Annotated in this window: 26 protein-coding genes; 19 read left to right on the top strand and 7 right to left on the bottom strand. The window is 31.6% G+C overall.

All coding sequences use genetic code 11. The features are described from left to right. Window positions 1-108: 108 nt before the first annotated feature. The 6 genes from KQI86_RS02530 to KQI86_RS02505 form a co-directional block, all read right to left on the bottom strand. The gene (locus tag KQI86_RS02530) at window positions 109-1,131 is read right to left on the bottom strand and encodes an electron transfer flavoprotein subunit alpha/FixB family protein (RefSeq protein ID WP_216437584.1); all 1,023 of its coding nucleotides are present in this window, start codon (window positions 1,129-1,131) and stop codon (window positions 109-111) included. 13 nt (window positions 1,132-1,144) lie between these two features. Then, window positions 1,145-1,942, bottom strand: coding sequence for an electron transfer flavoprotein subunit beta/FixA family protein (locus KQI86_RS02525; RefSeq protein ID WP_216437583.1), 798 nt, complete (start codon window positions 1,940-1,942; stop codon window positions 1,145-1,147). Window positions 1,943-1,966: 24 nt separating this feature from the next. Next, entirely contained in the window at window positions 1,967-3,103 is a 1,137-nt protein-coding gene (locus KQI86_RS02520) for an acyl-CoA dehydrogenase (protein WP_216437582.1), read from the bottom strand. 44 nt (window positions 3,104-3,147) lie between these two features. After that, on the bottom strand, window positions 3,148-4,701 hold the full coding sequence (locus KQI86_RS02515) for an acyl CoA:acetate/3-ketoacid CoA transferase (RefSeq protein ID WP_216437581.1): 1,554 nt from the start codon (window positions 4,699-4,701) through the stop codon (window positions 3,148-3,150). Between the two features lie 34 nt (window positions 4,702-4,735). Then, window positions 4,736-6,031: a GntP family permease gene (locus KQI86_RS02510; RefSeq protein ID WP_216437580.1), complete on the bottom strand. Its 1,296-nt coding sequence runs from the start codon at window positions 6,029-6,031 to the stop codon at window positions 4,736-4,738. 366 nt (window positions 6,032-6,397) lie between these two features. Beyond that, window positions 6,398-7,180 carry an enoyl-CoA hydratase-related protein gene (locus KQI86_RS02505; RefSeq protein ID WP_216437579.1) on the bottom strand — a complete coding sequence of 261 codons (783 nt, stop codon included), beginning with the start codon at window positions 7,178-7,180 and terminating at the stop codon, window positions 6,398-6,400. Window positions 7,181-7,299: 119 nt separating this feature from the next. Between KQI86_RS02505 and KQI86_RS02500 the strand changes: the two genes are divergently transcribed. Genes KQI86_RS02500 through KQI86_RS02490 form a run of 3 tightly spaced genes read left to right on the top strand, consistent with a single transcriptional unit; the run spans window position 7,300 to window position 10,215 of the window. After that, window positions 7,300-8,724, top strand: a complete 1,425-nt coding sequence (locus KQI86_RS02500) for a sigma-54 interaction domain-containing protein (RefSeq protein WP_216437578.1) — start codon at window positions 7,300-7,302, stop codon at window positions 8,722-8,724. A gap of 48 nt (window positions 8,725-8,772) precedes the next feature. Continuing rightward, window positions 8,773-9,612, top strand: a complete 840-nt coding sequence (locus KQI86_RS02495; protein WP_216437577.1) for a metallophosphoesterase — start codon at window positions 8,773-8,775, stop codon at window positions 9,610-9,612. A 51-nt stretch (window positions 9,613-9,663) separates the two neighbouring features. Then, entirely contained in the window at window positions 9,664-10,215 is a 552-nt protein-coding gene (locus KQI86_RS02490) for a DUF2284 domain-containing protein (protein ID WP_216437576.1), read from the top strand. A gap of 531 nt (window positions 10,216-10,746) precedes the next feature. Here KQI86_RS02490 and KQI86_RS02485 read toward each other — a convergent pair. Next, a complete protein-coding gene (locus KQI86_RS02485) occupies window positions 10,747-11,964 on the bottom strand; it encodes a hypothetical protein (protein WP_216437575.1) in 1,218 nt (405 codons plus the stop codon). A gap of 130 nt (window positions 11,965-12,094) precedes the next feature. Between KQI86_RS02485 and KQI86_RS02480 the strand changes: the two genes are divergently transcribed. The 16 genes from KQI86_RS02480 to KQI86_RS02405 all read left to right on the top strand — a co-directional run bounded on the left by KQI86_RS02480 (window position 12,095) and on the right by KQI86_RS02405 (window position 26,051). Further along, a complete protein-coding gene (locus tag KQI86_RS02480) occupies window positions 12,095-12,397 on the top strand; it encodes a hypothetical protein (RefSeq protein WP_216437574.1) in 303 nt (100 codons plus the stop codon). Window positions 12,398-12,847: 450 nt separating this feature from the next. Beyond that, window positions 12,848-13,981: a 1-propanol dehydrogenase PduQ gene (locus KQI86_RS02475; RefSeq protein WP_216437573.1), complete on the top strand. Its 1,134-nt coding sequence runs from the start codon at window positions 12,848-12,850 to the stop codon at window positions 13,979-13,981. A 145-nt stretch (window positions 13,982-14,126) separates the two neighbouring features. Then, a complete protein-coding gene (locus KQI86_RS02470; protein ID WP_216437572.1) occupies window positions 14,127-14,474 on the top strand; it encodes a BMC domain-containing protein in 348 nt (115 codons plus the stop codon). 13 nt (window positions 14,475-14,487) lie between these two features. After that, window positions 14,488-14,916: a EutP/PduV family microcompartment system protein gene (locus KQI86_RS02465; protein WP_216437571.1), complete on the top strand. Its 429-nt coding sequence runs from the start codon at window positions 14,488-14,490 to the stop codon at window positions 14,914-14,916. Window positions 14,917-14,941: 25 nt separating this feature from the next. Beyond that, window positions 14,942-15,514, top strand: a complete 573-nt coding sequence (locus KQI86_RS02460; protein ID WP_216437570.1) for an ANTAR domain-containing response regulator — start codon at window positions 14,942-14,944, stop codon at window positions 15,512-15,514. After that, a complete protein-coding gene (locus tag KQI86_RS02455; protein WP_216437569.1) occupies window positions 15,507-16,946 on the top strand; it encodes a sensor histidine kinase in 1,440 nt (479 codons plus the stop codon). The genes KQI86_RS02460 and KQI86_RS02455 overlap by 8 nt, the downstream gene beginning before the upstream one ends. 109 nt (window positions 16,947-17,055) lie before the next feature. After that, window positions 17,056-18,489, top strand: coding sequence for an ethanolamine ammonia-lyase reactivating factor EutA (gene eutA, locus KQI86_RS02450; protein ID WP_216438290.1), 1,434 nt, complete (start codon window positions 17,056-17,058; stop codon window positions 18,487-18,489). Window positions 18,490-18,506: 17 nt separating this feature from the next. Beyond that, window positions 18,507-19,871: an ethanolamine ammonia-lyase subunit EutB gene (locus KQI86_RS02445; protein ID WP_216437568.1), complete on the top strand. Its 1,365-nt coding sequence runs from the start codon at window positions 18,507-18,509 to the stop codon at window positions 19,869-19,871. Between the two features lie 40 nt (window positions 19,872-19,911). Continuing rightward, the gene (eutC, locus tag KQI86_RS02440; RefSeq protein ID WP_216438288.1) at window positions 19,912-20,772 is read left to right on the top strand and encodes an ethanolamine ammonia-lyase subunit EutC; all 861 of its coding nucleotides are present in this window, start codon (window positions 19,912-19,914) and stop codon (window positions 20,770-20,772) included. Window positions 20,773-20,789: 17 nt separating this feature from the next. After that, window positions 20,790-21,443: an ethanolamine utilization microcompartment protein EutL gene (eutL, locus tag KQI86_RS02435; RefSeq protein ID WP_216437567.1), complete on the top strand. Its 654-nt coding sequence runs from the start codon at window positions 20,790-20,792 to the stop codon at window positions 21,441-21,443. 15 nt (window positions 21,444-21,458) lie between these two features. Next, window positions 21,459-22,100, top strand: coding sequence for a BMC domain-containing protein (locus tag KQI86_RS20325; RefSeq protein ID WP_216437566.1), 642 nt, complete (start codon window positions 21,459-21,461; stop codon window positions 22,098-22,100). Further along, the gene (locus KQI86_RS02425; protein WP_216437565.1) at window positions 22,100-23,575 is read left to right on the top strand and encodes an acetaldehyde dehydrogenase (acetylating); all 1,476 of its coding nucleotides are present in this window, start codon (window positions 22,100-22,102) and stop codon (window positions 23,573-23,575) included. The genes KQI86_RS20325 and KQI86_RS02425 overlap by 1 nt, the downstream gene beginning before the upstream one ends. 28 nt (window positions 23,576-23,603) lie before the next feature. Next, window positions 23,604-23,888, top strand: a complete 285-nt coding sequence (locus KQI86_RS02420) for a BMC domain-containing protein (protein ID WP_216437564.1) — start codon at window positions 23,604-23,606, stop codon at window positions 23,886-23,888. A gap of 65 nt (window positions 23,889-23,953) precedes the next feature. Further along, complete coding sequence (locus KQI86_RS02415; RefSeq protein ID WP_216437563.1) at window positions 23,954-24,712, top strand: cobalamin adenosyltransferase; 759 nt, start codon at window positions 23,954-23,956, stop codon at window positions 24,710-24,712. 15 nt (window positions 24,713-24,727) lie between these two features. Then, window positions 24,728-25,354 carry an ethanolamine utilization phosphate acetyltransferase EutD gene (gene eutD, locus KQI86_RS02410; protein WP_216437562.1) on the top strand — a complete coding sequence of 209 codons (627 nt, stop codon included), beginning with the start codon at window positions 24,728-24,730 and terminating at the stop codon, window positions 25,352-25,354. Window positions 25,355-25,373: 19 nt separating this feature from the next. After that, window positions 25,374-26,051 (top strand): TIGR02536 family ethanolamine utilization protein, encoded by a 678-nt coding sequence (locus KQI86_RS02405; RefSeq protein ID WP_216437561.1) that lies wholly within the window; start codon window positions 25,374-25,376, stop codon window positions 26,049-26,051. The last annotated feature ends 10 nt before the right edge of the window (window positions 26,052-26,061 follow it).

The following is a 26,061-nucleotide window of genomic DNA, read 5'->3' as shown; positions in this document are numbered from 1 at the left end:
TCCCTCCAAGTTAAATATTTATAATTTAATTCTACAATATATATTGAAAATAATAAATATATTACAAATTTTTTATATTTAAAAAATTATATATTATAGAATTATCTCTTAAATATCCAGAGAGTTTATTATTTCAGGTATAATATCATATACATCACCAACGATGCTATAATTAGCAATTTTAAATATTGGCGCGTCAGGATTTTTGTTTATGGCAACTATACATTCTGATTCACTCATGCCAGCTAAGTGCTGAATAGCTCCAGAAATACCGCAAGCAATATATAATTTAGGTCTTACTGTAGTACCTGTTTGACCTACTTGATGAGATGGATGTATCCATTCATTATCCACAGCAGCTCTAGATGATCCTACAACGCCTCCTAGTTTATTTGCTAATTTTTCTATCAATTCAAAGCCTTCTTTATTTCCAAGACCTCTACCACCAGATATTATTATTTCTGCATCAGTTAAGCTAACCCTTTTTTTTGCTTCTTTAATTATTTCAATAACTTTAGCTTTTATGTCTTCTTCCCTTAAGTTAGGAGTTAATGTTTCTACCCATCCTTTTCTTTTTGAATCATAAGGTAATTTTTTCATAACACCTGGTCTTATGGTAGACATTTGTGGTCTATTGTTTTTGCATACTATTGTTGCCATTAAATTTCCTCCGAAAGCAGGGCGAGTTTGAAGTATTTTACCATCGGTTTTATCTATATCTAACTTTGTACAATCAGCAGTAAGACCAGTTCCAACTCTTGCAGCCAATCTTGGCGCCAAATCTCTCCCTATAGTAGTGGCACCAATCAACACTGCTTCAGGCCTTCTTTCAAATATTAAATCAGCTATAACTTTAGTATATAAATCAGTAGTATAAGTGTGAAGTAACTTATGCTTGTTTAACATAACTCTATTGGCACCATATTTAATTAGTTCATTAGCAGTCACATCTAAATTATCTCCCAAAAGTATTGCTGTAAGCTCCACATTTAGTTTATCAGCTAATTCTCTACCAATTCCTAAAAGTTCTAATGAAACAGGGTGAATTTCACCTTCTCTTTGTTCAGCAATAATCCAAATGTCTTTGTAATCATTTATATCAATTCCAGTATTTACTTTTGCCTTTGTCATATGATCTGCCTCCTTATAATATTTGAATGGTTTTTAATTTTGAGATTAAATTATCTGCTATTTCTTTATTTGTAGAGCCAGTAATCCTCTCTCCCTCAAATTTACGTACAGGTACAAAGGTTTTGAATACATTTGTAGGAGAACCCTTTAATCCAATTTGTGTAGTGTCTATAACTAAATCATCTAAAGACCACTTTTTTATAGGGGCATTAGGAATGCCTTGGAATATGCCCCAAGTAGACATGTATCTAGGCTCATTTAATCCCTTAATTGCTGTTAATAAAATTGGCATATTAGATTTTATAGTATAGTAGCCATCTTCTACAGCTCTATGGACTACAACTTCATTTTCATCTTTATTAATTTCTAGTTTATTTACATAAGTAATTTGAGGTAGGTCTAAAAATTCAGCCAGCTCTGGACCGACCTGCGCTGTATCTCCATCAATTGCTTGCCTACCGCAGAATATTATGTCATAGTCTGCTATTTTATTAATAGCAGCACTTAAAATAGTTGCCGTTGCCCAAGTGTCGGAACCAGCGAAGGCTCTATCAGTTAATAGAATGGCTTCATCTGCACCCATTGCAATAGCTTCCTTTAAAGCTAGTTCAGCCTGAGGTGGTCCCATGGTTAATACAGTAACATGTACCTTATCAAAATTGTCTTTTATACGTAAAGCTTCTTCTAAAGCGTATTTATCGTCGGGATTTATTATACTAGGCACTCCATCTCTAATTAAGGTTCCAGTTTCATGATTGATTTTCACTTCATTAGTGTCTGGAACTTGCTTTATACAAACTATTATTTTCATTGATTTGTCCTCCTTAACAAATTTTTATTTAATGATTTGACTGGCAATAACAATTTTCATTACTTCGGAAGTTCCCTCGTATATTTCCGTTATTTTAGCATCTCTCATCATTCTTTCTAATGGATAATCTGTCATAAATCCATATCCTCCATGGAGTTGAACTGCTTTATGGGTTACAAACATAGCGGTCTCTGAAGCAAATAGTTTTGCCACAGCAGCTTCTTTAGTAAATGGTTTACCGGAGTCTTTTAAGTAGGATACCTTATAAACAAGAAGCCTTGAGGCATCTATTTTTGCCTCCATCTCTGCTAAATACCATTGCAAACCTTGAAATTTAATTAATGGCTTACCAAATTGAGCTCGTTCTTTAAGATATTTTATTGTTTCTTCCATAGCTCCTTCAGCAATACCTAAAGACTGAGCGGAAATTCCTATTCTTCCGCCATCTAGTCCCACCATTGCAATTTTAAAACCCTCTCCAATTTTTCCAAGTAGGTTTTCTTTAGGTATTTTAACATTTTCAAGAATTAATTCTGCAGTAGAGGAAGCTCGAATACCCATTTTATCTTCTATTTTTCCTATGGTAAATCCAGGAGTATCTTTTTCTACTAGGAAAGCTGACATTCCTCTGGTTCCTTTACTTTTATCAGTCATAGCAAGAATCACGTAAACATCTGCTTCTCCACCATTTGTAATAAAGCATTTTGTTCCATTTAATATATACTCATCTTCATATAATACAGCAGTAGTTTGTACATTAGAGGCATCGGACCCAGCGTTAGGCTCAGTTAAAGCAAAGGCTCCTAACCATTGACCGCGTACCATTTTAGGTAAATATTTTTTCCTTTGAGCTTCTGTACCAAATTTAAATATTAAATTAACAGGAAGATAATGAACTGATAATATAGCAGAAATAGAGCCGCTTTTTTTAGCGATTTCTTCTAGTACTATAGTTTTAGATATTTCATCTCCCTCAGCACCATCATATTCTTTAGGGAAACCTATAGCGCAAAAACCGAATTTACCTAGTTTTTCAAAGATTTCTCGTGGAAACCTTTGAGTTTTATCAATATCTGCACTTATAGGGGATATTTCATTATCAACAAACTCTTTAATTGCTTGTCTAACCATGAGATGTTCTCTGGTAAAATCAAATTTCATTTATAGGACCTCCTTAAATTTAATAATAATTTCAAGTAGTAACTTTAAATAATAATTTTCATTATTTCTTCTTTGAAAATTCTTTCATCCATCTCTTTTAAGTCTTCTGATATTAATGGCTTAAATTCCATATTAGCCAATATGTCTTTTTCTAAATCTATTCCTGGAGCGATTTCTATTAACATAAGTCCTTCGTTGGTTAGTTTGAATACAGCTCTTTCTGTAACATATAAAACATTTTGGCCAGATTCGTTTGCATATTCAGCACTAAAGGTAATTTGCTCTACCTGATTTTTAAACTTCTTGCTTTTACCTTCTTGTAATATTTCTAATTTACCATCTTTAATATTGGTTTCTAATCCTTTAGCTGTAAAGGTTCCACAGAAGATAACTTTTTTTGTGCTTTGAGATATATTCACAAATCCTCCTGGGCCCACCACTCTACCGCCGAATTTGCTAACATTTACATTACCTTTTTTATCAATTTCAGCTGCGCCTAAGCAAGCTACGTCTATTCCTCCACCATCGTATAAATCAAATATAAATCCTTGTTCATGAATAGCTTCAGGATTATATGTGGCACCTATGCCAAGACCAGAAGCAGGAACACCACCCATTACTCCAGATTCAATGGTTAATGTAAATTTATTTGCAATTCCTTCTTCTCCAGCAACAGCGGCAATGGCTTCAGGTACTCCAATTCCTAAGTTTACTAACATGTTTTTCTTTATTTCTAAAATACTTCGTCTACCACAAACCTTTCGTTCATTTAAATCCATTGCTTCGAGGCTATCTAAAGGTCTTTTTATTTGTCCTGTCCATTCAGGAACAAAGTTTTGGTATAAGAAAGATTGAGGACAATTTTCTGGTTTGCCTACTACTACATAATCTACTAGGTGACTATGGACTCTAACTCTATGAGGATCTAGAGTTCCGTATTCTGTAACTCTTTCTACTTGGGCTATAACAATTCCACCGGAATTTTTAGTGGCTTCAGCCATAGAAAGCTGGTCTGCAAATACTGCTTCATTTTCGAAAGTTAAGCTTCCATGGGTGTCCGCTGTAGTTGCTTTAATAAAGCATACATCAATAGGAAATGACTTATATAAGAGATAATCTTTTCCTCTAATTGATATAAGATCTACTATAGAATCTTTTTTCGCTAATTCATTTGCACAGCAACCTTCTATCCTTGGGTCCGCAAAGGTTTTTAAACCAATATGAGTTAATACTCCAGGTTTTTTACCTGCAATGGCACGTAATAGATGAACTGTAACTCCTTGAGGAACTGTATACGCTGGAAATTGGTTTTTGGAAACTAGAGCTCCTAATTTAGGTGCTAGTCCAATATGACCGCAATAAAGCTTCCCAATTAAACCTTCATAAGCAAGATGATTTAATCCTCTTTCTTTGCCATCCCCTATACCTGCACAATAGAAAATTGATAGATTATTTGGCTTTTTCTCGCTTAAATATTTTGCTTTAAGTGCAACTAAAAGCTCTTCAGGAATGGTAAAGCCAACAAATCCTCCAATAGCCAAGGTTTGACTATCTTTAATTAAATCAATAGCAGCTTTAGATGAAATTATTTTACACATACAAATCCTCCTTATATTTATAAATATTTATGTTTTACGGTAAGTTTGGAAATAATGTAAATAATAAGATTGCAAATCCCGTTGCTATAATTGGTAGAACAACTGTAAGCCAAAACACTGGCCCGTATCCATCTTTATGAGATTCTCCACAAATACCGTTTAGTGTAGTTACTACATAACCATTGTGGGGTAGGGAATCTAATCCTCCAGCGGCTATAGCTAAAATTCTATGAAGAGCATCAGGAGCAACTCCCTTGGCTAAGAAAATAGGTGATAACAATGGTACAGCAATTCCCATGCCACCAGAAGCAGAACCTGTTATACCTGCTATTAAACAAACTCCAATAGCAGCTCCAACCAGTGGAGGGCCAGGTATTTTTACTATAGCATCAACTAAAATTGTGAAAGCTGGAACAGCTTTTACTACTGAACCAAAGCCAACAACAGCACAAGTATTAGCTATGGCATTTACAGCGGAAACAGAAGCTTTACCAAAATCATCACAAAGTTTTTTCCATTCTACATATTTATTTAAAATAATAATTCCTATAATATTACCGCATAGAACCGCTACTTCTACCTTGAAATTGAATGCGTTTAAAAGTATTATTGAGCTAATCAAAGGTAACAATGCTAGGAGTCCAGGAGGTAGTCCCTTATCTTCATTAGATTTTATATTATCTGTGTCTCTGGAGACGAAGTGTTCTCCATTGTTAACAGCCGTTTTAATCATTTTTTCCAACCAAATTTGTCCAATCACTAGCATGATAACAGCAGTTATAAATCCTACAGTAGTTCCTGCCATGGGCGTTGTGTTTAAAAATTTAACAGGAATAATATTATGAATTTGAGGAGTACCAGGACAAGTCATAGCAAAAGTTATAGACCCGAAGATAATTGTACCTGGTATGAATCTACGCGGGAGATTAGCCTCTTTAAAAAGCATTAGGGCTATAGGGTAAACGGTAAAACCAACAACGAACACACTAACTCCACCGTAAGCTAAAATACCACAAGCTAAAGTTACAGCAAGGACAGCCTTATCTTTTCCAAGTTTTGAAACTATTAAATGAGCTATGGATGCAGCGGCACCTGTTTCCTCCATGAATTTACCAAATATAGTACCAACCAAAAATAAAGGAAAATAAGATTTGAAGAAAGATACAAATCCTGCCATATATGTATCAGTTATGGCATTATAAAGATTTAATTGTCCTGTAATAGCAACTATAGCTGAACATAAAATGGCTATTATGATAATGTGGTAGCCCCTCATAATAAGAAAAGCTAATAGCCCTAATCCTAGAAATAACCCTAAAATACTTAACATTTAATACCCTCCTTGTTTTATATAATTTCTTTCAAGAGGTGCTTTGAACCTATACCTCTTGACATGGATCGTTAAATATATAACAATTTGTGATATGAAGTTCTATGATTCTATATAGCATTATCCATGCCATAACCTTATTGACTTATAAAAAGTATTAATAAATAGGGGGGAAATGGTAATTGCAGGATGGGTATAGTAATAAAATCCTTAAATTAGCTGTATAGATATTTATAATGTGTAGAAATTTTTCTACAATGATTGTTAAAGCTTTATTGCACTTAGGTTTATTAAAAAATTTAGATGGAAAATCAATAGAAGATTAAAAAGCTGTAGAAAAGTTTCTACAGCTTTTTAATCTAATGTTTATTTATTTTTAAAAGAAGGAGTTCTTTTTTCTACGAAGGCTTTCATACCTTCTTCTTTGTCTTCAGAAGCAAAGCATAGTGCAGCTAAGTCTTTTTCTAGCTCAAGTCCATTAAGCAAATCCATTTCCTTACCTCTATCAATAGCAATTTTTGAATACTTTATGGCTAGGGGAGCTTTGCATATAATATTTTCCATCATAGTTAAAGCATCTTGTAGCAGTTCTTCAGGGGATACTATTTTGTTTACTAATCCTATAGCTTTAGCTTCATCCGCCTTAACAAATCGTCCAGTAAAAATTAGTTCTTTAGCCATACCTACACCAACTAATCTAGTTAGTCGTTGAGTGCCTCCAAAGCAAGGTATTACACCTAGATTTACCTCAGGTTGTCCAAATGAGGCGTTAGTAGAAGCAATTCTTATATCACAACTAAGGGCAAGTTCACATCCACCACCTAAAGCGTACCCATTAACTGCAGCAATTACAGGTTTTTCTAAATTTTCTATATCATTAAATACTTTTTGAGCAAAAGAGGCGTAATCTCTGCCTTCTTCAGATTTATAAGGGAGCATTTGAAGAATGTCAGCCCCTGCGACAAAAGCTTTTCCATTACCACCAGTTAGTATTACTCCTTTAATTTCTGGTTTTTCTTTTGCATATTGAATTACTTTTTCTAATTCCAACAATGTTTCATTATTTAAAGCATTAAGAGATTTGGGTCTATTAAAAGTTAAGGTTAATATTGAATTTTTTTCTTCTAGTAATATGTTTTTTAAATCCATTTATATTTACCTCCTGAATTTTAGTTTTGTATATATTAGAGCAATTATTGTACCAATAAAGCTTTAAATATATGGTATAATATTACTTAAATAGTAATTAAAGGAGAGAAACTGATGGTATGAATAAGTTTAATAATATAATTAACGATGCAGAGAATTATAAACTTATTTTTGAAGAAATTTTAGATATGACAGAGGATGGGTTCGTAGTTACCTCAACCAATGGAACTATATTAGAAATAAATAATGCCTATTGTTCATTTTTAGAAACCACAAAGGAAAGGGCTATAGGGCATCATATAAGTGAATTTATACCAAATACTAAAATGCCTCAAATTGCTGAGAAAGGTATAAAAGAGGTAGATATGATTCATGACCTCATTGGAGAAAGAACCTATAAAGGAGATAAATTCTTATTCGTAACAAGAGCACCAGTTAAAAAGAATGGAGAAGTTATTGCGGCAGTAGCCCAAGTTAAATTTAGGCTTCATACAATGAAGTTAGCTCAAAAATTGATTAAACAAGATAAAGAAATTAAATATTATAAAGATGAGTTGCAAAGATTGGGAGAGAGTAAATTTGCTTTTAATAAAATATTAGGTAATAGTGAATGTTTTTTGGAGACTTTAAAATTAGCTAAAAAAGCATCCAGCAGTACTTTATCAGTATTAATAAATGGTGAAACTGGAACGGGAAAAGAGGTTTTTGCTAATGCTATACATTATGCATCGTCTAGAAAGGATAAGCCGTTAATCACCATAAATTGTGCTGCTATACCACATGAACTCTTAGAATCTGAGCTCTTTGGTTATGAAGAAGGATCTTTTACAGGAGCAAAAAGAGGTGGAAAAAAGGGAAAATTTCAACTAGCTAATAAAGGTACAATTTTTTTAGATGAGATTGGAGACATGCCTTTACATATGCAAGCTAAACTTTTAAGGGTTTTGCAAGAAAATGAAATTGAAAGAGTTGGAGGGGATAAGCCTATACCAATTGATGTAAGGGTCATCGCAGCTACACATCAGGACTTAAGAAAGTTAATAAAAGAAAAGAAATTCAGAGAAGATTTATACTATAGATTAAATGTAATAAATATAAAAATACCCCCATTAAGACAAAGAAAAGAAGATATAGATTTGTTTATTAATAGCTTTCTAAAAAAGTTAAATAAAAAATATAAAACTAATACCATTATTTCTCAAAGGGCTAGAGAGTTATTATTAAGTCATAGATGGCCTGGCAATATTAGAGAGCTAAAAAATGTTATTGAAAGTGCTTATGTTATAGCAGATAAAGATGTAATAGGGATAAAGCATCTTCCTTCCAATTTGCTGACAGTAGATAGTAGCATGGTCATTGATTCTAATAAAAATAATTTAGATTTAATATTAAAAGAATTTGAAAAAGATATAATTATTGAGGCCTTAATGGAAAATGATTATAAGATATCTAAAGTAGCGAAGGAATTAGGAATTCATAGGACAACCTTGTATAAGAAATTAGAAAAACTAGATATTAAAATACTAAAACAAATAGAGGATTAGGATTGAGGTATTAAATATTATATAATAAGAAGATGGAGGAAAGTTTATATGGAGAAAATAATTCTGACATTATTAATAATTATATTAATGAGTTTAACACTATATCTTCAAAATAATAGTATAGTTATAACAAAACATAAGATAAAGAGTAGAAAAATTCCAAAAGAATTTAATAATATTAAGATATTACATCTATCTGATTTACACAGTAAAGTTTTTGGTAAGAATAATAAACAAATTATAAACAAAATAAATAAAGAACAACCAGATATTATAGTCATAACTGGGGATTTCATAGATAGAAGGAATTACAATGAAGAAAAAGCAATGTTATTGATCCATGAAATTAAAGATATAGCTCCAATATACTATGTGACAGGGAATCATGAAGGATGGTCTAATAAATTTTCATCCTTGGAAGTAAAGTTAAAGGAAAAGGGAGTAATTGTATTGAGAAATGAATCCATATCCATAAGGAGAAGGGAACAAGAAATATTTATTTTAGGTGTGGATGATCCATCATTTAATACAATTGGATATAGAGAAAAATATAAAGATTATAATATTGTCAAAGAGGAGATAGAGAAAATAAAAAAAGAAGATGTTTTTAATGTATTGCTTTGTCATAGACCAGAGTTATTCAATCTTTATGTGGAAAAGGACATAGATTTAGTATTTGCAGGACATGCCCATGGAGGACAAATAAATATTCCATTTTTAGGTGGAATAATAGCTCCCAACCAAGGTTTTTTTCCTAAGTATCATAAAGGTATACATAATGCGAAAAATACTAATATGGTAGTAAGTAGAGGATTAGGCAATAGCCTTTTTCCCCAAAGACTTTTTAATAGACCTGAAATTGTATGTGTAGAATTAGTAAAAAAGTAAAAATTGCTATATAATTAATTTAGACTGTATTTTTAAGGAGATGAGCATTAAATGGATAAAATAAATTTAGAAGTAGTTATTGAAGATATTCTAAATTTTGGTGCAAAATATGCAAAGACTTTCAACACCAAGGAACTAGAATTCTCAGATAAATTTAGAGAATACTGTGAAGAAAATCGTTGTGGCAATTACGGGACGAACTGGATGTGTCCTCCAGGTGTTGGAGATATAGAAAAGTTAAAATTAGAGGTTATGAATTTTGATAAGGGCATTGTTTATCAAACAATTTATCCTGTAAAAAATATAAAAGATAGAAATGAAACGGATAAAATCAGAGATATGCACAATGATTTTACTAGAAGATTAACTGAGCATTTAAAGGACAAACATAAAATATCTAATATATTACCTATGGGAGCTGGGCCATGTAAAATATGTCCAAGCTGTGCGTATCTAAAGGAAGAAAAGTGTTATTATCCACAAAAGGCCATATCTTCTGCAGAAGCTTATGGAATAAACTTAGGAACATTGTTAACTTCCTGTGGACTTAAATTTAATTATTCTGAGGATAGTCTAGCATATGTTGGGGTATTTCTTTTATAGATTTGTGGTTTAATAAATAGAAATTGAGACAAAACTTTTAAGTCTCATAAAATTTTATGACTACAATAAATCCAAAATGCTATGCAATGTTTCTGTAGCCTTCGCTGCAATAGAAACTTCTAAAATTTATTTTACAAAAGTCCCTAATGCTGACAAACTCCTTTCAGTTAAACATGTACAGCATTTTAACGATACTTTCCTAAAATAAATTAAGAATTTCTAAATCTCGCTCAAATGCATAGAGCATATTACATAGCATTCTTCAAGCTTTTCACAATGAAATTATAAAGACAAATATTTGAGACACTAATTTGTCATAGTATAAATTTCAAAATATATTTGTAAAATATAAAAGAGCTAAGTATGTAGTGAAATAGCGACTTCACTACGTACTTAGCTCTTTATTTTAGATACTTAATTATTGCCGTAAAAATTTATAATTGAAAACTAATTTGTCATAACCTAAATTTGAAAAAATATATATAATTAATTATTTTAAATTATAATTTTCAATGCGTCACAATTTTCTTTTTATCTACATAACGTAAGTTTTAATAAATTTCTTACTTCACTTATGCTCTTTTGTTCATTGTAATAATTGATAAACCTTAACAGTATTGAAGTATCTATTGAAATTGTGTTAATTGATAATAATTCTAATAACTTATATTTAAGTATATTTATATCTAAATTATTGTCAGGATTTGAATAGATATCAAATAAATTATCTAAAGAGTTATTAATTATTATATTATTTCTATAGAACATTCCTCTATCTATAGCATTATTAAAATATTTTACAGCAAGCTCATATGTTCCTATGCAGATATAAGCTACTCCAAGTCCATGATAAATTTCAGGAGAATATTTATCAATATATTCATAAGTATTTAAAGGTTTATAATTATCTATTATATATGAATATTTGTCTAAACATTTTTCTATATTTTCAGTGTCTTTAATTGCTGAATAGAGTTCTAATAAATTAATTATAGATGTTAATTTAATTTCTTTCTCAGAGTTAGGTAAAATTGATAGTAAATATGAATTTAGCTTTATAGCTTCATTATGATTCCCTTTTTCTTTAAGGCAATTTGATTTTAGTACTATTAAATCAGCCGTATCTATTAAATTTTCTGGTGGCAAATTTTTTTCTATATATTCAATTTCTTTTAATGATTGATCAAATAAATTAAGTTTTTTATAAGCTAACGCATTGTTAAATAATACATTAAAACATAACTTTTTAGAAATTCTACCATTATTAATATAAGAATAAAGTATATTTCCAAAATGTATACTTTCTTTATATTTATTTAACATAATACAACAATAGGATATCTTAGCTAATATTTTTAAAAACCCAGCTTCATTAAAGGAGTTATAATAATTTTCAAAGGTTTTTATATAATAAGTATAAGCTAAATAATAATCTTTCCTTGCCCTAAACATATCACCTATTTTGTCATATAGAATTATCTTCTTGTCTAACATATCATAATCTACGTTTATTAAAAAACCCTCTATATTTTCTGCTACATCCACAAAATTTGTATGTAAATTTTCCTTATAATTTGTTAATAAATTTATAAGGTTATCAAAAATATCATTTATATGAGAGAGATCTTTTTTAAGCACAGAATCTTCTATTATATAAAAATTATAATTTTCATTAGCAAATATGCTATTGATATTATTAATTGTAGTTTTGAGTGTAAATTCGTATTGAGTTATATCTGTAAGTTCCATTTTGACCCCTCCTAAATTCTGAATATTATATATATTATAATACATAAATCCACAAAGTAAATTAATTTATTTACTATTTAAGGAATTTATAGTATATTATATATAATAAAACAAATTTAGGGGGGATAAAATGGTTAAAAGAAAAAAAGTCGTGGCTTTGATTTTAACTATAAGTTTAATATCCATAGGCACAGTTAGTATTAACAATGTAATAGCGAAACAATTAGGGTCAAACAAAAATAATTCTTCAATAATGTGTTATGATCCACATCCAAAAATTTATAAAGATTCATCAATAATATGTTACGACCCACATCCAAAACTTTATGACGATTCTCTAATGATGTCTTATGATCCGCATCCAAAACTTTATGATGATTCTTCAATGATGTGTTATGATCCACATCCAAAAATTTATAAGGATATTTTGTAAAACATACATAAAATGAGAAGAGTATAGCTAAGTAGCTATACTCTTCTTAGTGAATTTTGATTGTTTGTAGCAGTTATAAGTTGCTTTAGGAAATGAAATAGTATGAGTATAATAAATTTATTTAATGTATCTGTAATTAGAGTAGAAATTTTAATATTGGTTATATTATCATTATTAACTTTTATATTATCTCAAATTTCCAGGGAGCATTCTTAGGTGCTATTTATAGTATACTTCAATGTCAGCTAGGAGATATTATATATCTATCATCAAAAGGTCAGGCAGATTAGTAATAATTGTTGACAATGAAATTTCACAATAGTATATTATAATTAAGCACAATGAAGTGTAATATGAGCATAGGAGCTCCATGGGTAATTTACCTGTGGAGCTTTTTGTTATAATTTTTACCTTTAGCTAATATAAGTATTTTAAGAGAGGAGAGATAACGTGAATAGTTTCGAAATTAAAACCAAAATTTATTTTGGGGAAAATTCCTTAAATATGCTTTCTGAAATAAAGAATAAAAAAGTTCTTATAATTACAGACCCTTTTATGGTTAAATCAGGAGCTATAAATTTTATTACAGAAAGACTCAAAGATGCTCAATATGAAATATTTTCAGATATAGTTCCTGATCCACCCATTGAAACCGTTGTACAAGGAATTGAATATATGGGGAAAATAAATCCAGATGTACTTATAGCACTAGGTGGAGGATCTGCTATAGATGCTGCTAAGGCGATAATGGATTTTTCAAAGAAAATAGTAAGTAGTAAGGATATGGAATTTATAGCTATACCTACTACTAGTGGAACAGGTTCAGAAGTTACATCTTTTTCTGTAATCACAGATAAGAGTAAAGGAACAAAATATCCTTTAGTTTCTCAAGATCTTTTGCCTGATATTGCTATACTTGATCCCAATATGGTTAAAAGTGTGCCAAATTTTATTACTGCAGACACAGGAATGGACGTATTGACCCATGCTTTGGAAGCATATGTATCTACAAATGCTTCTGATTTTTCTGATGCTCTTGCTGAAAAAGCAGCTTCTTTGGTATTCAAATATTTAATAAGAGCATATGAAAATGGAGAGGATACTGAAGCTAGAGAAAAGATGCATAATGCTTCATGTCTTGCAGGATTAGCCTTTAATGCAGCAGGATTAGGACTAAACCATGGTATTGCCCATGCAATAGGAGGTAAATTACATATTCCACATGGTAGAACAAATTCTATCCTTCTTCCCCATATAATAGAATATAATGCTGAAATTAATGGTTTTGGAAGCAATGAATATAGTAGAGCTGCTCTTAAATATGCTAAGTTATCTAAAATATTAGGTTTTCCATCTTCTACCACAAGATCAGCGGTTAGAAGTTTGATAAATGAAATAAAAAAAATGCAAAAGCATATGAAAATGCCTATTACCTTAAGAGAGTGTAATATAGAGTTATCCAAAATAGAAGAGTTTAAAGAAGGAATAGGAGAAGCAGCATTAAAAGATGGCTGTACTGAAGCAAATCCTAAAGCTCCTAGTAAAAAAGACATTATTCAAATAATTGATAAAATTAAAATATAAATATATTGACAATGTTTTAAGAAGACTATATACTGAAAATAGATACAATGGTGTGTCTATTGTTAGTAAGCAAAGAAGCTTCTTAAAAATAAAACTTTATTTTTAAGGAGCTTTTATTATTTTAAATGTGAAGTAGGTTGATTATATGAATGAAGAAAAGCAGAGGATGATTCAAGAATATGTTCCAGGTAAACAAGTAACTCTCGCTCATATAATTGCTAATCCTAATGAGGATATATATAAAAAATTAGGATTGGTGACAGATAGAAGGGATGCTATTGGAATACTCACTATAACTCCAAGTGAAGCATCTATAATTGCAGCTGATGTAGCAACTAAATCAGCGGGCATTGCACTTGGTTTTGTAGATAGATTTAGTGGATCAGTAGTATTAACAGGTGATGTATCTTCTGTGGAATCAGCTTTAAAAGAAGTGGTTAATGTGCTTCAAAATCTTCTGAATTTTTCATCAGCGAAAATAACTAGGACTTAACAAAGGTGAAAATATGAAAAAGGTAATTTTTATTGGAAAAACTGGAAGCGGAAAAACCACATTATCTCAGATGATGAATAAAACAGATTTAGAATATAAAAAGACCCAAGCGGTTGAATTTTATGATAATATTATAGACACACCTGGAGAATATATAGAAAATAGAGTTTATTATAGAGCACTGATTATAACTGCAGCAGAAGCTGATGTTATAGCATTAGTATATGACTGTACTCAGGAGGAAGGGTATATACCTCCAAACTTTGCATCAATATTTTCTAAAGAAGTTATAGGAATAATTACAAAAATAGATTTAGCCAAAGATAAGGAACAGGTTAAAAGAGCAAGGGAACAACTAGAAGCAGCAGGTGCTACAAAAATATTTGAAGTTTCTTCAGTAAAAAATATTGGTATAGAAGATATGCTCAATTATTTAAGATAAAATAGCTGAGGTGAAAATTAATATTATGAATAAGAAGATTGTAATAGTCGATGATGAACCTATTACTAGAATGGATATTAAAGATATCCTTCAAGCAGAAGGCTACAGTGTGGTAGGAGAAGCTGCAGATGGATTTGACGCAATTGAAGCTTGTAAAAAACATCGTCCAGATATAGTGCTAATGGACATTCAAATGCCTGTACTAGATGGATTAAAAGCAAGCAAGAAGATAATGAGTGAAAATTTAGCGGGAGGAATTCTCCTTTTAACGGCATTTAGTGATGCAGAATATATAGAAAAGGCCAAAAGCGTAGGGGCCTTTGGGTATTTAGTAAAACCCTTAGATGAAAAATCATTAATTTCAACCTTAGAAATGTGTTTAGCTAGAGTAGAGGACTTTAGGAATCTAAAAGATGATTTAGAAAAATTAAATAAAAAATTTGATGAGAGAAAAGCAGTAGAGAAAGCAAAGGGCATGCTTATGCTAGAATTAAAAATTTCAGAAGATGAAGCTTATAAAAGGATAAGAAAACTGAGCATGGACAAAAGATGTTCTATGGCTGACATTGCTCAGACAATACTTATAAACTATGAATAATAGTGCAACTATTTATGCTCTTTGCAAAAAGTACACAGATCTAACAGATTTAGATATAAAGAAGGTAATGGAGGTTTCTAAATCTTTAGAGATTATGGCTGAATTTTATGAAAGCGATGTTTTTATAGACGTTATGTCTAGAGACAATGATATAGCCATAGTAGTATGCGAAGCGAAACCTTCTAGTGGAAAATCTGTATATAACTCTTCAGTAGTAGGAGAAAAAGCTTTAAGAAAAAATGAACCAGGAGCTTTGAGAACTTTAAAAACTGGAGTCCCCTCTAGGGACATTAGGGCCATGACTCAAGAAGATAGGTTTGTTAAGCAGAAGGTTTTTCCTATAACTAATGAGAAAAAAGTAGTAGGAGTTATAATAGTTGAGAAGGATATAAGTGATGAAATAAAAGAAGAATTTAGTATAGGTAATTTATCTCCATTAAAACAAAAAAATATTTCTCATCAATTTATGACTGCGATAAATTCAAATCAAATAATAAACAATAATTTAGGGGATGCCATTTTAATTTTTGATAAAGAAGGATTCTTAAGAATTAAAAATGTAAAGGCAGACACTTACTATAGCAATATTGGGTATATGGATGATATACAAGGTATTCACTATGATAATTTATCATTGGATAATACTACTTTTGATCAAGTGGTATATAGTTATGATGGAAATATTGTGGAACAATCTGAGAAAAACGAAGTAAAAGTAGGAAAATATTATTTTGTTATAAAAAAAATAATTATGAAGGAAAGAGACTTGAAATTAGCTATGATAATAAGTGACATAACTGAAATAAAAAATAAGGAAGCAGAAATTATTTCAAAATCCGTAGCTATAAGAGAGATTCACCATAGAGTTAAAAATAATCTTCAAACAGTGGCTTCCCTCTTAAGAATACAGAGTAGAAGATGCACTTCAGAAGAGGCGAAGATTAACCTTCAAGAAAGTGTTAGTAGAATATTGGCTATTGCGGCTACCCATGAAATTTTATCAAAGCAGATATCTGATCTTATAAGTATCACTAATGTAATTAATTCTATCATGTTAAACATAAAAAGATGTTTTAATAATGCGTCTAAGCAAATTGAGATAAATCTTGTTGGAGAGGATTTCTATATTGATAGTGATAGAGCTACAGCAATAGCGTTAATAATAAATGAACTTATCCAAAATTGCTATGACCATGCCTTTGAAGATATGACAGAAGGTGAAATAGAAATTCTTATTGAGGGTGATGAGGATTATAAAATAATAGCTGTAATTGATAATGGGAAAGGCTTCAATGTTGAGGAAGAAAATATTGATAGTCTTGGGTTGTCCATAGTTAAAAGTTATGTTAAGGATAAACTTATAGGGAATATCAATATATACTCAGATGGAAAAGGTACAAAGGTTATACTTGATTTCCCTTTATTTAAATGAATATATAGCTACAATGAGGTAGTTTTATTTAAGCAAAGAGGCTTAAAGTTGTTATAAAGATTTTTCTAATCTTTATATAGCTTTAAGCTTTTTTTTGGAGGTGATTCTCATAAGAGAGGAATTATTAAGTATTGGAATTGATATAGGTACTAGTACCACTCAACTGATATTTTCAAAGCTTATAGTAGAAAACATGGCCTCAAACTTTACGGTGCCTAGGATCACCATAGTAGATAAGCAAATAGTTTATAAAAGTGAAGTTTATTTTACGCCTCTAATATCAAAGGATGAAATAGATGCAGAAGAAATAAAAAATATAGTACATAAAGAATATGAAAAAGCAAATATAAAAAAAGAAGATATAAAAACTGGTGCAGTAATTATAACAGGAGAAACTGCAAGAAAAAATAATGCTAATGAAGTTTTACATTCCTTAAGCGGATTTGCAGGAGATTTTGTTGTAGCTACAGCAGGGCCAGACTTAGAGAGTATAATAGCTGGCAAGGGAGCGGGAGCTCATATTTATTCAAAAGAGCACTCTGTTTCCGTAGTAAATATAGATATTGGAGGAGGAACTAGCAATCTAGCTCTTTTCTCAAGAGGAGATGTAAAAGAAACTGGTTGCCTTGACATCGGAGGAAGACTTATAAAAATTAATAAAAATACAAAAGAAATAGAATATATTGCACCAAAAATTCAAACTATAATTGTAGAAAAGAATTTTGATATAAAAATTGGAGATAAGGTAACTATTGAAAAACTTTCCCCAATTATAGATGAAATGGTAAGTTTACTAGAACAAAGTGTAGGAGTCAAAGAAAAGACTTCATTATTTGATCTTATAGTGACAAATAAATCCATAAGTTTAAATGAGAAGATAGAATGTATTTCCTTCTCTGGGGGAGTAGCAGATTATATATATCATCAAGGAGAAGTAGATGATTATTTTCAATATGGCGATATAGGTATACTACTAGGAGAAGCAATTGCAAAGTCAGATATGTGCAAGAAGCTTAAAGTTGTAAAACCACTAGAGACTATTAGAGCTACAGTGGTGGGAGCTGGCTCTCATACAACTGAAATTAGTGGAAGCACAATCACATATACAACAGATCATTTTCCTATAAAAAATCTTCCTATATTAAAACTTTCCGAGGAAGATGAAAAAGGGGGAAGTGATGCATTAAAAAAATCTATAAAAGAAAAGCTTAATTGGTTCAAGGTAGAAAATGACCTTCAAAGGGTTGCCATAGCAATAAATGGCAAGAAAAATCCATCCTTTAATGAAATACAGGCATATGCTAAAGGTTTTGTTGAAGGCATGGAAGAGTTAATAAAAAGAGAACTTCCAATAATAATAATAGTAGAAAATGATATGGCAAAGGTTCTCGGTCATGCATTATACTCTGCTTTTCAGCTTAAAAAGGATGTTATTTGTATCGATGGTATCAAAGTGGAAAATGGAGATTATATCGATATAGGTAAGCCTATAGCTGAAGGTAAAGTATTACCAGTAGTAATAAAAACATTAGTATTTAACTAAATGGAGGGAGGATTAACGTGATTTTAAAAACGAAATTATTTGGACGCGTTTATCAATTTAATACCATCAATGAAGTATTAGGTAAGGCAAATGAGGAGAAATCCGGTGATAAGCTAGCAGGGCTTGCAGCTGAATCTGCAGAGGAGAGGGTAGCAGCAAAAGTTGTTTTATCAAATCTTACATTAGCAGATTTAAGAAATAATCCAGCAGTGCCTTATGAAAAGGATGAAGTAACAAGAATAATTCAAGATTCAGTTAATGAAAAAATCTACAATGAAATTAGGAATTGGACTGTATCAGAACTTAGGGAGTGGATTTTAAACGAAAATACAACAGGTGCTGATATAAAGAGAATATCAAGAGGTTTAACCTCAGAAATGGTAGCTGCCGTTGCAAAATTAATGTCAAATCTGGACCTTATTTACGGGGCAAGAAAAATAAGAATTACAGCTCATTGTAACACAACTATAGGAAAAGAAGGGACTTTATCAGCAAGACTCCAACCAAACCATCCAACAGATGATCCAGATGGAATTACAGCATCATTAATGGAAGGTTTAACTTATGGAGTAGGAGACGCTGTAATAGGATTAAATCCAGTTGATGATTCTGTTGAAAGTGTGTCAAGAGTTCTAAAAAGATTTGATGAATTTAAGAGAAAGTGGGAAATACCAACTCAAATTTGTGTGCTTGCTCACGTAACCACACAGATGGAAGCTATCAGAAAGGGAGCTCCTACAGATCTTATATTCCAATCCATAGCTGGTTCACAAAAGGCAAATGAAGCTTTTGGAATTTCAGCAAGTATGCTTGATGAAGCTAGAGATTTAGCACTAAAAGAAGGTACAGGAGAAGGTCCAAACGTAATGTATTTTGAAACAGGTCAAGGTTCCGAACTTTCATCTGAATCTCATCATAATGTTGATCAGGTTACAATGGAAGCAAGATGTTATGGATTTGGTAAGAGATATGAACCTTTTATAGTTAATACAGTGGTAGGATTCATAGGACCAGAATTTCTCTATGATTCCAAACAGGTTATAAGAGCAGGATTAGAGGATCACTTTATGGGTAAACTAACAGGAATATCTATGGGTTGTGATGCTTGTTATACAAATCATATGAAAGCTGACCAAAATGATATTGAAAACTTATCAGTATTACTTTCAGCAGCTGGATGCAACTATTTTATGGGAATTCCACATGGTGATGACGTAATGCTTAACTATCAATGCACAGGATATCATGAAACTGCTGCATTAAGAGATTTATTAAAATTAAAGCCAATAGAGGAATTTGAATTATGGTTAGAAAAAATGGGATTCTATCATAATGGAAAGCTTACTAAAAAAGCAGGAGACGCATCAGTATTCTTGAAATAGGGAGGGATATAGAGTGGTTAATGAAAAAGAATTAAAATCAATGGTTGAAAAATTGTTGACGGAAATGATAAATAAAGGCAATGAAGATGCTGTTGAAAAAACTATTAAAAGATCCGTAGAAATATTGAATGTAGAAGATGGAATTTTAGATGACATAACAGAAATTGAAATAAAAAAACAACTTTTAGTTCCAGAGCCAGAGGATAGAGAAGGCTATTTAAAAATGAAAGAAAAAACACCAGCAAGAATTGGAATATGGAGAGCAGGTCCAAGATATAAAACTGAAACCTCTCTTAGATTTAGAGCTGACCATGCTGCTGCTCAGGATGCGGTGTTCTCATATGTAAATGAAGAATATATAAAAGAAAACAATTTAGTACCTATTGCTACATTGTGCAAAGACAAAGATGAGTATATAACTCGTCCAGATTTAGGAAGAAAATTTACAGAAGATACAGTTAAGTTCTTAAAAGATAATTTTAGAAAAAATGCAAAAGTTCAGATAGTGGTAGGAGATGGATTAAGCTCTTCTGCTATTGAAGCAAACCTTGGAGATATATTACCAGCTTTAAAGCAAGGTTTAAAGGTTTATGGAATAGATACACCTGAAGTTATCTTTGTAAAACATTGCAGAGTTCCAGCAATGGACGTTATAGGCGAAGCTACTGGAGCAGAGGTAATATGTTTACTTGTGGGAGAAAGACCAGGATTGGTTACAGCTGAATCTATGAGTGCTTACATTGCATATAAGCCAACAGTAAATATGCCAGAAGCAAAGAGAACGGTTGTTTCCAATATACATAAAGGTGGTACACCGCCTGTTGAAGCTGGCGCTCATATAGCTGAACTTATAAAGTTTATGCTTGATAAAAAAGCATCTGGTATAGATTTGAGATTATAGTATAGGAGGAACTTAAAGTGAAGAATGAAGCAATTCGTGCTACAGTGTTAAGTGTTAAGGTTATTTCAAACGTAAGCCCAGACTTAGCTGAAAAATTTGAATTAAAATCACGCCATAAAAGCTTAGGACTAATTACTGCTGATATAGATGACGTAACTTATACTGCGCTTGATGAAGCTACTAAAGCAGCTGATGTAGATGTTGTTTATGCAAGATCAATGTATGCTGGTTCAGCTAATGCTTCAACAAAACTTGCAGGAGAAGTTATAGGAATACTTGCAGGACCTAACCCAGAAGAAGTAAGAAGCGGATTAAATGCTGCCGTTGATTTCATAGAAAATGGAGCACATTTTACAAGTGCTAATGATGACAATACAATACCATATTTTGCTCACACTGTATCAAGAACAGGTTCATATTTATCCGAGCTAGCTGGAATAAAAGAGGGAGAGCCGTTAGCTTATTTAATAGCTCCACCCCTTGAAGCTATGTACGCATTAGATGCAGCATTAAAAGCGGCAGATGTTAAGATGGTAGCCTTTTTCGGACCACCATCAGAAACTAACTTTGGTGGGGGATTATTAACAGGAAGTCAATCAGCTGCTAAAGCTGCTTGTGACGCATTTGCAGCAGCAGTGCAATTTGTAGCGGAAAACCCAATTAACTATTAATTTTAAGGAATAAATATGTATAAATCACTAGGATTAATAGAGGTTAAAGGTTTGCTTGGAGCTATAGAGGCTGCTGACTCTGCACTTAAAGCTGCTAATGTAAATCTCATGGGTTTGGAAAAGGTTAAGGGAGGAATAGTTACAGTGAAGCTTACTGGAGATGTAGATGCGGTTAAAGCTGCTGTAGATGCCGGAGTGGCATCTGTAGAAGCACTAGGAGTATTCCTAACTTCTCACGTTATTCCAAGGTTACATGAGGAGACTTTAAAGATACTTCCTAAGATGAATGAAAAGAAGGATGAAAATCATTCTAATAAAAATAAAGATTTAAAAAGTAAAAATCAAGAATCAGTTAAGGAAGAAAAAAAACAAATAGATAAAGAAGAAATTCAAGTCATAGAAAATAAAGAAGAAGTAGATATAGAAGAAATAAATGTAAATAGAATGAATACAAATAAAATAGATGATTTAAAAGAATCCGAAAAGTCAAAGAATGAATATAAAGAAGATGAACTTTTAGAAATGAAGGTTGAAGATTTAAGAAAATTAGCTAGGGAATTAAAATTACCTACTATGACAAATAAACAGATTAAGTTTGGAAAAAAGGATGAACTAATAAAACAAATATTAAATTTTTACAGAAAGGGTGATAATTAATGGAGCTTCTAGATAAAGATTTGGTTTCAGTACAAGAGGTTAGAAATTTAATAAAAAAAGCTAAAGAAGCCCAAAGAGTGCTAGCGCAGATGAGTCAATCACAGATTGACAAAATAGTAAAGGCTATTGCTGATGCAGGATTTGAGAATGCAGAAAAATTAGCTAGAATGGCCAACGAAGAAACCGGATTTGGAAAATGGCAAGATAAAATAGTGAAAAATACTTTTGCTTCTAAAATAGTTTACAATGCTATCAAAGATATGAAGACAGTAGGTATATTAGAAGATGATGAAGTGAATAAAATTATAGAAGTGGCAGTTCCAGTTGGAGTGGTTGCAGGACTAATACCTTCAACAAATCCAACATCTACAGCTATATATAAAGCTATGATATCTATAAAATCAGCAAATGCTATAGTTTTTTCACCTCATCCAAATGCTAAGAATTGTATACTTGAAACTGTAAAAATTATTTCCGAAGCTGCTAAAGCGGCAGGATGCCCAGATGGTGCTATAGCTTGCATGACAGTTCCAACGATGGAAGGTACAGATGTGCTAATGAAACATAATGATATAGCATTAATCCTTGCTACCGGCGGTTCAGCTATGGTTAAAGCTGCATACTCATCTGGTACTCCAGCCATTGGAGTAGGTCCTGGAAATGGTCCAGCATTTATTGAAAGAAGCGCTAATATTCCTTTAGCAGTTAAGAGAATACTAGATTCTAAAACTTTCGATAATGGAACAATATGTGCTTCTGAGCAATCTGTAGTAGTTGAAGAATGCATCAAAGAAGAAGTAATTAAAGAGCTTAAAAAACAAGGAGCTTACTTTTTAACTGATGAAGAAGCTAAAAAGCTTGAAAAATTTATAATGAGAGCTAATGGAACCATGAATCCACAGATAGTTGGAAAGAGTGTAGAGGCTATAGCTAATCTTGCAAGCTTAAGTATTCCAGAAGGAACAAGGGCTCTAGTTGCCGCAGAAACAAGGGTTGGCAATACTGTTCCATACTCAAGAGAAAAGCTTGCTCCAATACTTGCATTCTATACAGAGAAGGATTGGGAAAGCGCTTGTGAAAAGTGCATAGAAATATTAAATAATGAAGGTGCTGGTCACACTCTTATAATTCACTCAGAAAATGAGAAAATAATAAGAGAGTTTGCATTAAGAAAACCAGTGTCAAGAATGCTTATAAACACTCCAGGTGCTCTAGGAGGTATTGGAGCAACTACTAACTTAATGCCTGCTTTAACTTTAGGTTGTGGTGCTATTGGAGGAAGTTCTACTTCAGATAACATTGGACCATTTAATCTTTTGAATATAAGAAGAGTGGCTTATGGAGTTAGGGAGGTTGAAGAATTAACAGGCAATGAAAAACCAGTATCATCTATAGAAACTTTTGGTTCTAAAACTGATAAAGAAGAGCTTATAGATGAATTGGTAAAAAGAATACTTCAACAACTAAAAAATTAAGTAAATGAAATTTAAGGAGGATTTTATTATGGCAAATACAAATGCATTAGGAATGATTGAAACTAAAGGGTTAGTAGGAGCAATTGAAGCAGCAGATGCTATGGTTAAGGCTGCAAATGTTACTCTAGTAGGAAAAGAACATGTAGGTGGCGGACTTGTTACTGTTATGGTAAGAGGAGACGTTGGAGCTGTTAAAGCAGCTACAGATGCAGGAGCAGCTGCTGCTGAAAGAGTAGGAGAATTAGTATCAGTACACGTAATACCAAGACCACACTTTGAAGTAGATGCTATTCTTCCAAAAACACAGGAATAATAAAGTTATAGAGAGATGTGTCAAAATAAGACACATCTCCTACATCTAATAAGGGATGTGAGTACATGAGTGTTATTACGGAAAGTGAAATTAGAAGACGCTTAAAAGGAAAAGATGTTAAGGAAATCAAAGAATTAAAAGTGTTAAAGGGAGAAATAGTAACACCTTCAGCTAAGTCATTTTTAAGTGATAACAACATACAGCTTAAATATGTTGATGGTGAAGAAGAACTTAAAGAAGTAGAGGAAGAAAAGGTAATTATTAAAGAGAATAATTACAAATTTAAAACAATATATGGTGGTTATTTAGAAGATAAGCCAGAGCATATGACGCATCTTTATGGAAATGTTCTTGTTTTTAAGGACCATAAGAGAATTATACTTAGAGGAAAAATAGACTCCCTTGAATCTAAGATATTAGAAACACAAATTATTTGTTCAAAGCTTGGTATGACTAAAATTGTAAATGATTTGCAAGAGATATTAGACTTTGTAAGAAATATTATAAGATGTGAAGTGCTAAATGAAAAATTAGAAGGATTTCTCTTACAGGGTATGACAGCAGAAGAGCTTAGAGAAAGATCTCATAATCCTCAAAAATATTTTGGAATTGGACATTTTCTTCCAGACCATGATATGGGAGAGGTTGTTGTTGCTTTGAACAGTTGTAGAAGTTTAACCAGGGAAACGGAGTTAACAGCTTTTTCAGCTTTCAAAAATGAATACGGTGATGTAGAAAGAGAAGATTTAATAAGAGGATTAAATAGATTATCCTCATTATTTTGGATTATGATGTTTAAAGTTAGGACAGGAAAATATAAATAAAGAGGGAGGAGCTCTATGGACAATCTATTACTAGAAGAATTGATAGACGAAGTAATTAAAAGAGTAAGAAAAGAAGCCTTTATAGAAGTAGAAGCATCAGGAAGACATGTCCATGTAAATAAAGAAACTTTAGAGGCTCTCTTTGGAGAAGGATATAATCTTACCAAAACAAAGGATTTGTCACAACCAGGACAGTTTGCTTGTAAAGAGAGAGTAACAATTGTTGGACCTAAAGGGTCTATTTCTAATGTAGTGATTTTGGGACCAGAAAGAAAGCATACTCAAGTTGAAATATCTCAAACAGATGCCCTAATTTTAGGCATTAAAGCACCAGTCAGAGAAAGTGGAAATATCGAAGAAACTCCACCTATAATAATAATTTCTGAAAATAGTGCAGTAAAAATAAAACAAGGAGTTATTGTAGCTAAAAGACATGTGCACATCACTCCAGAGGATGCAGAAAAGTTTGGGGTAAGAGATAAAGAAAAAGTAAAAGTCCAAATATTTGGGGATAGACCCTTGATATTTGATGATGTAGTAATAAGAGTAAGTCCAAACTTCCAAACTTATATGCATATAGATTATGACGAAGCTAATGCTTGTGGTTTTAGTAAGGGAACTTTGGGCAAAATAATAAAGTAACCTTTTAGGAGGTGAATTCATGGATTTTGAAAGACTTGTAAATTTAATTGTCGAAGAAGTATATAAGAAATTAGAAAACAGAACTGAAGAAATATTTAATGAAAAGAAAAAACTTGTAGTTTTGTGGGAAGATTCTCTAGAGAAATATAAAGAAGAGCTAGTTAAAGAGTATGACATATATAGCTATGAAGATGGAATAAAGGACTGTGATACCGTAGTAGTTTCAAAGCTTTGCTTAAGGGGATTAGCAAATTTGGCTAATGGAATGAATGTTTCTAATGAAGAACGTTTTATTTTAAAAATGATTATGAAGGGTAAAAAAGTTTTTGTGATTAATAGTGGTGTTGAATACAAAAGATATTCAAAGACTGCACCAAAGATTCTTTATAATAAATATGTAGAATTTGAAGAAAAACTCAAGGATTATGGAGTAGAATTTATAGATTCTCTTAAGGAAATAAAACAATTCAAGGATATAGGGAAGAATAATATTGTAAAAGAAGAAATATCAGAAAAGTATGAAAGTTGTTCTGAAAAGAGTCTTGAATTAAGAAATAAAAAACTCATTGTAGAATCGGATTTAAGAAAGCTTTACAAAAAGGATATGAAGGAAGTTATTATTGATAAAAAGAGCATAATAACACCTTTGGCTAATGATTTTATAAGAATTCAAAAGTTAAATATAAAACGAGTTTAGTGAGGGATAA

This window comes from Clostridium mobile, from assembly GCF_018918285.1.
Classification (GTDB): Bacteria; Bacillota; Clostridia; order Clostridiales; family Clostridiaceae; genus Clostridium_AW; species Clostridium_AW mobile.
This window is presented reverse-complemented; position numbering and strand designations above follow the sequence as displayed.